The following is a 13,832-nucleotide window of genomic DNA, read 5'->3' as shown; positions in this document are numbered from 1 at the left end:
CAGACTTGTAATTAAAAGGTAGTTAATACGTGAACCTGCGGTTGAACAAGCCAGTACTAATTAGGAGGTAGACTCAACGAATGATGGATAAAAAGACGACTAAATGGCTGTTTTTCAGCCTGCTTTTTTTAGGAAACACGGTTGCATTGGCGCAGGAGTCATATTTCAACGTACCTGAATCTGATGTAGCCAAAGCCCGTAAGCTCACGGTTCAACAGCAATTCTCCATTCAGGATTACTACCGTTCCCTAACAACATTTGATTATGGTCTTGGTAAAGATTGGGAAATAGGTGCCAACCTGCTGAACCTCGATTATTACCCGGTTAGCAAACAAATTCTTCGCAACGATTCTACAAGTGAGCGGGCATACTCGCCGCTGCTTATGCTGAATGGCCAAAAGATTTTTAAACTGCCGCATGGGTTTCACGTTGGCCTTGGTGCTCAGGTGGGCTATAATCTCACCCCCACTAAAAACCAGCGGCGGCTGGTGAGTTATGGATATGCCAACCTGAACAAGCAATTTTATAAAGAGCACTATAAACTAACGGCCGGGTTGTATTCGGGGCACACGCGATACCTGGGCGCGGGGCCGCAGGTGGGTTTTCAGGCTGGTTTCGAGGCGGGGATATTTTATCAGAAACTACACCTGATAGGCGACTGGATTTCGGGACAGCATGATGTTGGGCAACTAGCCCTCGGCCTGGAGTTATTCCTGTCGAAAAGTGTACCACTGGCTATTGGCTGGCAGCGGAGCAACCAGAACGGTACGTCTGCCCTGATCGTACAGCTAACCTATATGCCTGACTAGCTACTGGGTGATATGTGATGGCTTAAACCGATCCGTCGGAAGGGAACGGATAAAAAAACTGGTCATTTCAGTGTGTGCCGACAACTTGTCGGAGACTACTGTGATGACCAGCCTTTTAATCTGTTTACGGATTGGGTTTCTGAGTCGTTAGGAGCAAGTCCCGGGTGACTTCTTTGTCGATGTCGATATAACCAGGATACTTAATCTGTTTATTGCCTATCACTAAGGTTGGTCTTATTTTAAGCGTGATACGAGACGATATTGCCTGAGTGCTACCCGCCAGATTACGAACTAAAGCAACAAAGGCATTCCGGGTGGCTGAGTTTGTCACGAGATCATATGCATTCGTGTTCACAGGAATGGGTACAAGTACTTTTCCCCCGCCCGGCGCAATTTCAATTCGCTGCTGAACGGCACCTGTAGCCAGTTCATTTCCATCAAGCAATAAGCGGTAGTCGAATTGATTGATAGCGGCAAGGTCGTTTGTCGGGTTAACAACTTCCAGGTTGATATTTGCCCTAAAGGGTATGTTTTTGCTGAGTAGTCCGGCCGCAATTCTAGGGTATTTAAGCGGATTTACCTCATCCAGTTGCCGAATATCTTTGAACTCCTGAATGTCGTAGCCAGCTACGGTTATATTATCGGCAGAACGAACGGCGTAATTACTTTTGCCCAGCATTTTTGCTTGCTGCACTTGCCTGTTTACCCCACACTGAGAAAACAGTAATGGTGCTACAAGGAGAGCCAGCTTGATTGATGATCGCATAAATTTATTTTTCGGGTTAGATAAGTAGCGAAACGGCCAGTAAACAGGAGGTTTAGTACGAACAAAAATTCGTGCTGACGAGGTTTAGAGGCAATTTCCCTGTTCAGGATGGAGTATAACCGCTGAGTCACACCCATTTCATCGAAATTGGTTTCTAGTTACTTGTGTACTAAGCAAATGGTGCCCGCATGTCAAATGAGAGATACCTACGAGCAGAAAAGGAAAGCCCTCAAAGACATGTGTATTTTCAGGGTGTTAAATAAAAAATACTGATGTATAACCAGCACGCTACTGAAACAGAGCAACGTACTGGTTATACATCAACTAGTGGCTCAGACGATACGATCGAGTGAATTCATACCATCTTTCGATTCAGTGCCCATTTTAGCGCCAAATCCAGATGCCACGACGCCTATCAACAGGCCAAAGAAGCTAAAAATAGCTACTTTCGATGCCGCCGATGCGGCAGTATCAGCTGCCTGCCTTGCTTTTACTTCGGCTTCCTGTTTTGTCTGTTCAAATTTGGCTGCTGCCTGTTTGTAGGTGCTGATCCAATTATCAACGATCTGTTCAGATTCGGCCCGGCTCTTGCCTGTTCGCTTCATAACCACGTTAACGGCATCGTCACGGTCTACGCTGTTTACCGTTGCCTGACCTTGCTTGAACAGTCTGCTAAACAGCCCGCCTGCAATATCATCGGCTGCCTGTGGATTTTCTGATGCCTTATTTACCGCTGTTTTCGCCTGCTGACCTGCCTGATCGGCTTTTCGTTCCAGTGTGTTTGGGCTCAGGTTCACATCGCCTGTTTGCCGTAGTAGCCGGTTCGCCTCCTGCTTTAAGTCAGTTAGATCTATGTTTTGTAGATCAATACCATTTTCTTTCAGTTGGCCTTCTACAGCGTTACCAATGCCAGGAGCAGCAACGGCAACAGCTGAACCAGCGGTCCGAACCAGGCTGCCAACCAACCGGCTCGCCCCACCAATCAGACTACCAATCGTTGTCGTTAGAAAATAGATGGTCAGCAACGTAGCCAGACACCAGGTTAGCACACCGTGAATGACGCCGTCGAACAGGCGGGGAGCACTTGCTAACCGGCCCGCAATCCATCCGCCAAGAAATAAAGACAGCAAGCTGCTAATGATGTACCAGATAGCGCTTCCTGTGCCTAAACCAGTGGTAGAGTTGGCTTCCGTTGCCGGGTCGATGGTGCTCAACCCAATACCAAGGCCCAGCAGGGTCAATAGTATCTGGCCGACAATTGCCACCAGAACGCCAGCGAAGACGGCACTCCAGGAGATGCGTTTTATGAAATTGATACGGTTGTATGCCGGATCGGTCGAGTAAGAAAGTTCGCGTTCCATATTGTTGAGTTTTGAATGAGAATAGATATCGACAAGGTGCAGACCAACTAAGGCACATACCTGTAGACTCTGGGTGATAAGGCGAGTCCCCAGTTCGTTGCGAATTGGGGACCCTTTCATGGTTGTTGAATAAATCAGAAATGCCGGGAGGCCAGGTCTGCTTAGAAAAATTTAGCGATGTTCTTCAGCTTATCGAAGCCAGATTCGGTATCGTCTGCCAGCTGTTCGGCCTTGTCCTTTACTTCTTCAGCAGCAACACCCACGTTGGTTTTAACGGTATCAATGGTGTCTTCGACATTAGATTTCGTTTTCGCCCATTTATGCTGTGCTTTATCCGCCTGTTCGTCAAAAGAATCTGAAAGTTGATCGCGCAGGCCTTTACCCGAGCGTGAGGCCAACAGAAGGCCAACGGCCAAACCACTTGCTATTCCAGTTAATAAACCTGCCAGAAATGTTTTGTCCGTGAGGTAGTCTTGTGGGTGCTTTCTTGTTTTGAAAAGCATGGTATTGAGTTAATTATAGTTGAATAGATTATTAAGCGACTTACTAGATAAAATAGTGTGCCAATACATTTATTGCTAAACTAACAAGTTGATTATAAGTATATTGTCCGAGTAAATTTCAGGCATTAGTTCGCTGGTATTGTGGTTATTTTACTCAGTTTGGGGCGTATTTACTCCGGTAGTTAGTCGATTACACACGCCGTAACCCGTACTGTATTTGAGTAATGGCTCTGATTTACGGGGGCATAATTAAGCTGGTTGAATAATTTACTCAGGGGTAATCTGTGGCCTGTATGATAAAAGCCTGGTAACACCCTAGTTAACTGCTCAGCCTCGGCAGGCTGCTTTGCCATGCACAGATATATATCTTTATTTAACGTTATATTGCTACTATTTTGACCAAAACCAGTTTCCATGAGAGGTAGCCTACTTACTCAAATTAGCCTGTTAAGCGTAGTGGCCTGCGTAACAAGTATACCCGTTAGCGCTCAGTCTGCCGATTGGCAGATCGCAGCACAGACTATTAATCCCGCCAACTATTACGGAATCACCGTTGCCAATGGCATGATTGGGCTTGTGTCGTCGCCCGAGCCGATGAAAGTGAAAGACGTAGTACTCAACGGTGCATTTGATACCTACGGCCGGGGTCGTGTGTCGAATATTCTGAAGGTGTTCAACTTCGCCAATATGAACCTCGACGTTGACGGGCAGCGGATCGACCGGCGCACGATTGCCAACTACCGGCAATCACTTGATATGCAAAAGGCAGCTTTAACCACCACATTTGATTATAAAGACAAGGTCAGCGTAAAGCAGACCGTTCTGGCCCTGCGGCACCTTCCTTTCTCGGCATTGACTCAGGTAGAAATTACAGCTAAAAAAGACTGTGAAATCATTCCAATGTCGGTGCTTGAATCGCCTGAAAACCTGAAGGAAGTAAAGAATTTCTATTCCGAGATCGACCGTCCTCACGTAACAATTCGGCTGTTAACGTCAGTGGCGAAAAGCCCTACCGGCCGGCATACAGTAGCGGCATCAACATCATTCATTTTTGACGAGCCGCACGGTCAGGAACCAGACGTGATCCATGAAGACTGGGATTACAATATGCATCTGGCCAAATTCAAGAAGCAATTGAAGGCTGGCCAGACGTACCGCTTCAGTGTAGTAGGGTCGGTTTCGTCGACTGCTCATACTGCAGACCCCCACAACGAAGCCGAACGGTTAACCATTTTCGCAGCGCTGGAACGTACCCAGCGGTTGCTGACCCGCCACAATGCCGAATGGGAGAAACTCTGGCAATCTGACATTATCATCGACGGCGATCCCGACGCACAACGGGCTGTTCGGCAGGCACTGTATCACCTGTATTCATTTGCGCGGGAAGGCTCTGCCTACAGCCTGTCGCCAATGGGCTTGTCGGGACTTGGCTATAATGGGCACGTTTTCTGGGATACTGAATTGTGGATGTATCCACCGCTGGTGATGCTGAAGCCCGAACTGGCTAAGTCGTTGCTTGAATATCGCTACGAACGGATGGCTATGGCGCGTCAAAATGCGTTTAGCCACGGGTATACCGGCGTTATGTTTCCCTGGGAGTCCGACGCTGATGGGCAGGAAGCTACACCGGTCTGGGCATTGACAGGGCCGTTTCAGCACCACATTACAGGTTGCGTAGGCTGGTCTTTCTGGACTTACTATCAAGTAACAAAAGACAAAGAATGGCTACGTACCCGCGGCTACCCGATGCTAAAAGAGGTGGCTGATTTTTGGGTGAGTCGGGTTGAAAAAGGCACTGATGGTCAATACCATATCAACAATGTGATTGGTTCGAACGAATGGCAGGAAAACATTGATGATAACGCATTCACGAACGGAATGGTAAAAACAGTGCTGGGCATGGCCACTAAAGCCGCTCAGGAACTGGGTGTTGCTCCCAACGCGCAGTGGAACGCTGTTGCGGCCGGCATTCCTATTCTAACCTTCCCGGATGGTGTCACCAAGGAGAACCGGACGTACGACGGCGTAATGATTAAGCAGGCTGACGTAAACCTGCTGGCTTACCCGTTAAAGATTGTGAGCGACGAGGCAAAGATTCGCAAGGATTTAGCGTACTACGCGCCCAGGTACTCGCCGGATGGTCCTGCTATGGGCTGGTCTGTCTTGTCAACGCTCTACACGCGAATGGGCGATGCCGAAAAAGGGTATGAATGGTTTGTAAGGAGCTACAAGCCAAACGAAGTACCTCCCTTCGGTGTGCTATCTGAAACAGCGGGCGGTACTAACCCTTACTTTGCTACGGGAGCCGGCGGAATGTTGCAGGCTGTTATCAGTGGCTTTGGGGGCCTGGATATTACCGATGCCGGTATTGGTCAGATTAAAGGCAGACTTCCTAAAAAGTGGAAGTCATTAACAATAAAAGGCGTGGGTGTAGACCATAAGACGATAGTGGTAAAATGATTTGTATCCGGCAGTTGCTCGAACCGGATAAGGGCAACTGCCGGATACAAATTATTTCCACTGGATATCCATTGTACTTGGCGCTTTTATGAAGCTTACAGCATCTGATTGAACTGCTTTTTCGCTGAGGGCCGTGTAAATTAGCTTAACAGCCAGTTCAATTCGCTTCCAGCCTTCTTCGCTTCTCAGATCAATACCAGCCATTGTTCTGTTATTGTCGGCCATTAAGGTCAGATAAGACATGGCGCCAACTGTAACAGCAGATATGGCTTCATTGTCAACATTGTCGACAAATGAAAACTGATTAACCAACCGGGTAATTTCTTCATCCTGGATCTGGCTGGCAATGTCGGCAATAGGGTCATTCTCGATCGTATTGGCTTTCAGAAGCTCACGGCTCGCTTTGTTGTTGCGAAACTGCCGGAATAACTGAGTTAGTTGCCGATACCATAACCGGCTCAACTCTTCCTCGTTGTTGGGGCGTAATTGTTCCAATACAGGTTCTGTGAAGTTGGGGTACAACCGCCCCATTCGTATGTAGTGCGAAATCAAGCCTTCCAGTCCACCGAAATAGCGGTAAATAAGCACTTTACTAACCCCTGCTCTTTCAGCAACACGGTTTACACCGACGGCCTGCAGGCCGCGTTCCGCCAATACCTCTTCGAAAGCGTCAATAATTCGCTGTGTTGTTTTGACACGGTTCCTCCTAACTTTTTCCATAATAAAAGGCTCAATAGCTAATATTTTGTAACTCAGACGTACCTTTTTCGCTGAGGTCACTACTACATGTCATCAAACACCAGTTGCGAGGAAAATACGAGCCGATATAGTCTTTTTAGATGCCCGAAAGCCATTTTCTTTCCCCAATTGAACCCTCTAAAAAAAGGCGTGTCTAAAAGAGCTATGAAAATTATTTCTAAGTATAATTCAGGAAGAATTTGTAGTCTTATATATGTTAACTTATTTGGATATATAAAAATTAGGTGGACGGAATTTTTATTGACGTCTGTGACGGGCGAAGTTTTCGGTCGGCATAGGGGAGCGGGAGCAAAATCATGACCGATGTGCCTTTTTCATGTTCGGTCTGCCATTGAATTACGCCCTGAAGCATAGCCACGCGCGACTCAATGTTGCCTATCCCTAACCCCTGCCGAACTCGTTCGTAGTTGAAGCCTTGCCCATTATCGGCATAGGTCAGGTAGATCCGGTCGTCGCGGTATTTGCAGGTAATGTCTATTTGGCTGGCGTTCGCATGTTTCAGAGTGTTATTGATTAATTCCTGCACGATCCGATAAAGCATAATTTCGGTATCGGTGGGGAGGCGGGTTAAATTTTCGTCCAGGCTGACGTGGGCCATAATCGCGCCTGTTGCGTTTATTCGATCCAGCAATTCTTCGAGAGCAGGGCCAAAGCCGTATTGTTCAAGGGTACGTGGATTTAGCTCGCGGAGCAGATCACGCACATCACTGATGGTGTCGTTTATTAAGCCGTTTATGGCATTACGTAAGGTGCGGGGCGCTTCCTCATCGCCAACATACCGGGCAATCTGCGAGGTATACAACTTTAACGTCGCCAGCCGGGTACCGATTTCGTCGTGTAAGTCGCGGGCAATATCGCGTTTTACCTGTTCCTGTACATCGAAAGCCAGCCGCAACTGTTCTGCCTGACGGTCGCGTAATAGATTCTCGCGTCTGCGTACCCAGATAAGAACAGCCCCGCCCACCGATAACATGAGGAGTAGTATGAAGGGCACGGTGCGCCAGAAAGGAGGATCGATCTGGATGGCCAGCCGATGAACCCGGTAACTCCACTGCCCATCTTTGTTGGCCGTTCGAACCTCCAATACATAATCGCCTGGCGGTACATTGGCGTATCGAACGTAATTTTTCTCGCCGGCCTGTACCCAATCAGCATCGTAGTTACTCAATCTGTATGAATAGCGGTTATGGCTGTTGCTGAGGTAATCCATTGCCGCAAACTCAAGTGAAAACGTATTCTGCGCGTAATCAAGCTTTAGGCTCGACTCATTCAGGCTTGCATCCGTACCATAGGGTTCATCGTTTATACGCAGATTATACAGGTGCACAGCCGGGTTTGTGCGGCTGGTACGGTACAGCTCAGGCTGGCAACTATTAAACCCATTAACGCCACCAAATAGCAGGTTTCCACTTTGAGTGCGGAACAGTGCATTTCCGTTGAACTCTAATCCTTGAAGGCCATCCGACAAGCCAAAATTTTTAATTTGTGTGGTGGCCGCGTCGAGTCTGGATATACCTCGGTTGGTGCTCATCCAGAGGTTGTTCCGGGCATCGGGCAGCACACCATAGATGAATGAATTGGCCAATCCGTCACGTTCGGTGAAAAATCGTATTCTGTTCGTTTGCCTATCCAGTGCCGCCAGGCCCCGGTCGGTAGAGAGCCAGACGATATGTCGGGCAGGGTCGTCGTGGATATGAAGAACAGTGTACCCTGACAGGCCCGTCATGAGCTGGCGCCATGGTGCCGGGGAGCCATCGGCAGGAAGCTGATAATAATGGAAACCGTTCAGGTACGTTCCTACCCATAAGCGTCGGGTATGTGGCTCCCAATGAAACGAAAATAAGTTTTTCGTGGCTAGTTCGGCTCGTTTACGCCATTGCCGGGTAGCTAAGCTCAGTTGAAAAATGCCTTCTTCCGTAGCAGCAAGCATAGTGTCGGCGCTAACCGCCACTAAATCGCGGGCAAAGTTTTCAGTTACGTCGGCCTGATAAGCATGTGTGGGTGGAAACGTCAGCAGCTCAAACGATTCATCGCGCGGATGAAACAGGTAAGCGCCGCCAGTTGTACCAACCCACATCCGTTTATACGGGTCAACGTACAAGCGTTTGATTGGGTTATGCCTGGGTACGTCGCTATGGGGGGTTGCTGTTAAATAATGCCGTAACACCCGCCACGATGACTGATCCAGTACGTTGATGCCTGTTTCTGTACCAACCCACAACGGTGGTTTGGTAAGCGCTTTATCTGCGGGAGTAACGGCATGCTCCGCAAAGCCACGAATAGTGAAGTTGGTTAATTGTTTATTCGAAGGCGGATGCCCGGATTTGTAATTCTTACTTACTCCATCAAACGAAAATACTTCGGGCACCAGCTTTACCAACCCGTTGGGGTCAATGTTGGCCCAGACGATTCCCTGGTTATCGACTATTATTTTGTTGATTTCAAACTGGCTAATCAGAAGTGAACTGTTGGGCGGGCTTTCGATTGTTCCGAACAGGCGGGCGCGTTTATCGAAATATAAAATACCCTGCTCCTGTGTACCCAACCACAAATGCCCTTGCTGATCTTCAGCGAGGCTGTAGATAGGCCCTAGTTTACTGGATCCGACTGTATTGTAAACGCGTGATATACCGGCTTTGTAATCAAAACGAATAAGGCCGTTGGCCGTACCAATCCAGGCTATGTTATCGGTATCTACATGAAATGAAAAAACAGTCTCTGCCCGCCCGAATTCATTGGCCGTATGATTACTAAAATAGCGATGTAGCTTTTTTTCGGCCAGGTTGTAGCGCAGTAACCCTACCGACGCATGAAGCCACACATCGCCCGCTGACGTTCGGGTGGTTGAGCTTTGTAGATCGTATTCATGCTTTGGTTTTAAACTGGGGTGAATAATTCGTTTCCGGCGTAGGCGGTAGTTAACTGAAACCAGCCCTTCTGCATCGCTCAGGTAAAGCAACTCAGTATCGTCAGCAAAAAAAGGTAGCGTGCGGGAGGGAATAGGACGCACGCCCGGTTTAACGGCTGATGTGTAAAAGCAGGTGAACTGGTTTGTCCAGCGGTCATATCGGTTCAGGCCTCGTTCCGTACCAATCCAGATGGCGCCCTGCCTGTCTTCAACAATACCGAATATATTCACGCCCCGAATGCTGCCGGGCCGGTGGTCATCGGGGCGATAGGTCAGAAACCGGTGGCCATCATAACAGTTCAGGCCATCCTGAGTGCCGAACCACATGAAACCGCGTGAATCTTTAAGGATGAAGTACACAGACCCCTGAGTCAGGCCATCGTCTACGCCAATATGGTCAATTCGAAACCGAACGGGAGGTAATAATGGATCAGCAAAAGCAGGACCAACCAGCGTTGTCAGGCTATAGAGGACCATCGTCCACCACCGTGCTGTACGCATAGTTGTTTGTCCCATCGCTTAGGCTAGTAACCCGCTGTTAATGAGTCGAATTATACAAAAAAATAACTACACTAAGCAGAGCAGTATAGTCTATTTTCGGTACTCGTGTAAAACTACTTATAAATTGATGAATATGAGTAACAAAAAAGCCTCCCTGTAAGGAGGCTTTCGATGCAGGTACGTTAAGAAAAACGGTTATCCTTTCAACGCAGTATAGTGCTTATAGAAGAAGGGGATGGTTTCAATGCCCTTATAGAAATTGAACAAACCGTAGCTTTCATTAGGTGAGTGTAGCGCATCGGCATCAAGGCCAAAGCCCATCAGGATGCTCTTGATGCCCAGTTCTCTCTCAAACAAAGCCACGATTGGAATACTGCCGCCACCACGGGTAGGAATCGGTTTTTTACCCCATGCCTCTTCAAATGCGCGGCTGGCGGCTTCAAACTCGATCGAATCGGTGGGTGTTACATACGGAAAACCACCATGATGAGGCTTTACTTTCACCGTTACCGAAGCAGGAGCAATTGACTCAAAGTGCTTGGTGAATAGAGTAGTTATCTCATCGGGTGTTTGATTAGGTACCAAGCGCATGCTGATCTTAGCCGATGCCTTTGAGGGCAAGACGGTCTTGGCTCCTTCGCCAATATAGCCGCCCCAAATGCCATTTACATCCAGGGTTGGCCGGATTGAAGTACGTTCATTGGTTGAGTAACCAGCTTCGCCAAACACATCGCCAATACCCAGATCACGTTTATATTCATCAAGATCAAAAGGTGCTTTGGCCAGTTCGGCACGTTCATCATCAGTAAGGTCAACGACGGTGTCGTAGAAACCGGGAATGGTGATGCGTCCGTCGGCGTCTTTCAGTGAGGCGATCATCTGGCACAGCACATTGACCGGGTTATCTACCCCTCCACCATATACGCCGGAGTGCAGATCACGATTAGGGCCAACAACTTCTACTTCCACGTAGGATAAACCCCGCAGGCCCGACTCTACCGAAGGTACATCGTTGCTGATGATACTCGTGTCGGAGATCAGTATCACATCAGCCGCAAGCTTTTCGCGGTTGGCGGCCACAAAGTCGCCCAGATGGTCTGAACCCACTTCTTCCTCGCCTTCAATCATCACTTTCACATTACAGGGTAAGTTGCCGGTTGCCAGCATGGCTTCCAGCGCCTTTATGTGCATGTAAAACTGCCCTTTGTCGTCGCAGGCACCCCGCGCATAAATCCGTTCGTTGCGGATCGTTGGCTCGAAGGGCGGTGTGTCCCAGAGTTCGTAGGGATCGGCCGGCTGAACGTCGTAATGCCCGTAAACGAGCACGGTTGGCTTGGCCGGATCAACGATCTTCTGGGCGTAAACGATCGGGTGGCCCGGTGTTTCGATCACCTCGGCCCCGTCTAGACCAGCGTCGCCAAGGCGATCACGAACGAATTCGGCTGCACGCCGAACATCGTCTTTAAATTTAGAATCGGCGGATACCGATGGAATCCGGATCAGATCGAACAGTTCATCGAGGAACCGTTGCTTGTTATCGGCCAGGTACGTTGCCAGCATAAAATTGCGAGTTTGTGTGATGGGATACTATTGCGAATACGGATGTATGCAGCCCTGATTTTAACAAATTGTCTTTATACTGCTGCAATCAACTGAGCAGAGTTACGCTTTCTTCTTCAGCTTGATTAATACCGTTCGACTTTCATTTCCCTGAAGTAGACGACCGATGTTTTTTTTGTGGGTGATCACCACAACCAGAAAGATGACAAACCCGAAAGCAATCAGTAGTGGATTCTCTGGCTGACCCGAAATGCGAAGCAGCAACAGTACCGGAAAAGCCAGTGCCGCCAGAATTGACCCCAGCGAAACGTACTGAGACGCAATAACGACCAGCAGCCATACGCCGATGCAGATAGCGGCTACCTCGGGCTTAATGGCCAGCGCCATACCCAGCAATGTAGCCACGCCCTTGCCACCCCGAAACTGAGCAAAAACAGGAAACAGGTGCCCCAGTACAGCCAGAAAACCGAAAAGAAGCTGGCACCCCAATACTTCATCCACGGATAATGTACCCAGCGCGCTAAGGATATGGACTAGTGAAGCTGCTGCAAATCCTTTCAGAACATCGACCAGCATAACAACCGTACCAGCTCGTTTCCCCAGAACCCGGAATGTATTGGTAGCACCAGCGTTGCCGCTGCCGTGTTCACGGATATCTATCTTAAAAAAGGCGCGTCCGTACCAAACGGCTGTCGGAATCGATCCTAGTAAATAGGCCAGCAGGGCTGCTGGGGCAATAGATAAGGTCATTAGCGCGATCTTGTGTAGGGCTATATCAGACCGATTTCGATTGATCTGACATCAAATTTAGGAAAAAACTAACGAACGCTTTCCAACGCTGTCGAATGGGTTCTTTAGTTACCTACTGGGCCAGCCAACAGCTATTTATTGCCTGCTATTACTTCCACCAGCGATTCTTGCGTCAGGTACGTCTGCGCTATCTGTTGCACGTCATCAACGGTAACCGCTCTGATCCGGCTGATGTAGCTGCTCAGGAAATCGACAGGCAGCCCATCGAGCAGAATAAGCTTATACCGGTCGGCAATCTCAAACGGCGTGTTTAGCGATCCGACAAATTCGCCAGCCATGTAGTTCTGGACGGTCATTAGCTCATCGGCTGGTACAGGTTCCGTTTGCAGCTTATTTATCTCCTTCCAAATCTCATCGATGGTCTGTTGGGTGAATTCGCGCTTTACGTCTGTCCCGATCAGAAATTGACCGGCCTCCCGGAAGGCGCCAACGTTTGAGGAAATACCGTACGTAAAGCCTTTGTCTTCCCGAATGTTCTTCATCAGTCGGGAGCCAAAATAGCCACCCAGTATCTCGTTCGTAACCAGCATTTTATAAAAATCGGGATGGTCACGTTTAAACAGTACCCGACCCAGGCGAATTGTGGATTGCAGACTGCCTGCTTTTTCGATAAGCTCTGGCGTAGTGTCTGTTACGATGGCAGGCGCTTTCAGCACTGTATCAGGTACGTTGGCCCGAATTGGCAACTGTCCCAGAATCTCATTGACCAGAGCTGTCTCTGTTAGCGTTACCTGCCCGGCCAGCAGTACCCGAAACGGTTGCTGGCGAATGAACTGGTTGTAGAAAGCAATGGCTTCAGTACGCGGCAACGTACCTACCGTGTCTGGGTGTTGGCTACGGCCATAAGGATGAGCCGATCCATATAGCTTCTGCCGGAAACGTACGCTGGCCAGGTGACTCGTTTTTTCGTAGCTGACTTTCAGGTTTTGCAGCGTAATGGTGCGCAAGTCTTCGAACTCTTTCTCGGGGTACGTTGCCTCGGTCAATAGTTCGGCCATAAGCGGCAGTACGCTGGCCAGATGCTTGGGCTGGCAGTACACAACCAGACTACCCCGATCAAAGCCACTGTTCAGTTCCAGAAAAGCACCGTAGCGATCAAACGCATCGCTGATTTGAGCCGATGACCGCGAGGTAGTTCCCTCGGCCAGCATCTTCCAGGCGAAGAAAGCAGTAGCGGGCTGGGTCTCATACCAGGCACCGGCATCAATATTGACTTCAACACGGATAACTGGCTGCTGATCAAAGGCAACGATGTAGAGTGGAGCGCCGTTGCTTAATTGTTGGGTGTCAACGCTGGCGAGCCGGATGTCCTGAACAGGCTGATAATCCGGGGCAATAGTTCGGTCAAGTAATATCATCTGGAAATGAAAAACCGGCAACCCACCGTGATGGATT

The 13,832-nt window shown here is 48.8% G+C and carries 10 protein-coding genes; 2 read left to right on the top strand and 8 right to left on the bottom strand.

All coding sequences use genetic code 11. From position 1 onward, the window contains the following. Positions 1–80: 80 nt before the first annotated feature. Positions 81–809, top strand: a complete 729-nt coding sequence (locus J2I46_RS15185) for a hypothetical protein (RefSeq protein WP_229379776.1) — start codon at positions 81–83, stop codon at positions 807–809. Between the two features lie 124 nt (positions 810–933). On the opposite strand, the gene J2I46_RS15180 is transcribed toward J2I46_RS15185, so the two are convergent. From J2I46_RS15180 to J2I46_RS15170, 3 genes are all read right to left on the bottom strand, one after another. After that, positions 934–1,575 carry a hypothetical protein gene (locus tag J2I46_RS15180; protein WP_207329889.1) on the bottom strand — a complete coding sequence of 214 codons (642 nt, stop codon included), beginning with the start codon at positions 1,573–1,575 and terminating at the stop codon, positions 934–936. 332 nt (positions 1,576–1,907) lie between these two features. Then, complete coding sequence (locus tag J2I46_RS15175; RefSeq protein ID WP_207329888.1) at positions 1,908–2,936, bottom strand: hypothetical protein; 1,029 nt, start codon at positions 2,934–2,936, stop codon at positions 1,908–1,910. 161 nt (positions 2,937–3,097) lie between these two features. Next, the gene (locus tag J2I46_RS15170; protein WP_207329887.1) at positions 3,098–3,439 is read right to left on the bottom strand and encodes a YtxH domain-containing protein; all 342 of its coding nucleotides are present in this window, start codon (positions 3,437–3,439) and stop codon (positions 3,098–3,100) included. 414 nt (positions 3,440–3,853) lie between these two features. On the opposite strand from J2I46_RS15170, the gene J2I46_RS15165 reads away from it, so the two are divergent. Then, the gene (locus J2I46_RS15165) at positions 3,854–5,899 is read left to right on the top strand and encodes a kojibiose hydrolase (protein WP_207329886.1); all 2,046 of its coding nucleotides are present in this window, start codon (positions 3,854–3,856) and stop codon (positions 5,897–5,899) included. Positions 5,900–5,950: 51 nt separating this feature from the next. Here the strand turns inward: J2I46_RS15165 and J2I46_RS15160 are convergent, their stop codons facing one another. From J2I46_RS15160 to J2I46_RS15140, 5 genes are all read right to left on the bottom strand, one after another. Further along, entirely contained in the window at positions 5,951–6,619 is a 669-nt protein-coding gene (locus tag J2I46_RS15160; protein ID WP_207329885.1) for a TetR/AcrR family transcriptional regulator, read from the bottom strand. 259 nt (positions 6,620–6,878) lie between these two features. Further along, positions 6,879–10,067 (bottom strand): ligand-binding sensor domain-containing protein, encoded by a 3,189-nt coding sequence (locus J2I46_RS15155; RefSeq protein ID WP_229379775.1) that lies wholly within the window; start codon positions 10,065–10,067, stop codon positions 6,879–6,881. Positions 10,068–10,262: 195 nt separating this feature from the next. Further along, a complete protein-coding gene (locus J2I46_RS15150; RefSeq protein WP_374758091.1) occupies positions 10,263–11,627 on the bottom strand; it encodes a dipeptidase in 1,365 nt (454 codons plus the stop codon). 102 nt (positions 11,628–11,729) lie between these two features. After that, positions 11,730–12,377, bottom strand: coding sequence for a glycerol-3-phosphate 1-O-acyltransferase PlsY (gene plsY, locus J2I46_RS15145; RefSeq protein WP_207329884.1), 648 nt, complete (start codon positions 12,375–12,377; stop codon positions 11,730–11,732). 131 nt (positions 12,378–12,508) lie between these two features. Next, positions 12,509–13,792, bottom strand: a complete 1,284-nt coding sequence (locus tag J2I46_RS15140; protein WP_207330140.1) for a M16 family metallopeptidase — start codon at positions 13,790–13,792, stop codon at positions 12,509–12,511. Positions 13,793–13,832: the final 40 nt, after the last annotated feature.

Source organism: Fibrella forsythiae, assembly GCF_017353175.1.
In the GTDB taxonomy this organism is placed as follows: domain Bacteria; phylum Bacteroidota; class Bacteroidia; order Cytophagales; family Spirosomataceae; genus Fibrella; species Fibrella forsythiae.
This window is presented reverse-complemented; position numbering and strand designations above follow the sequence as displayed.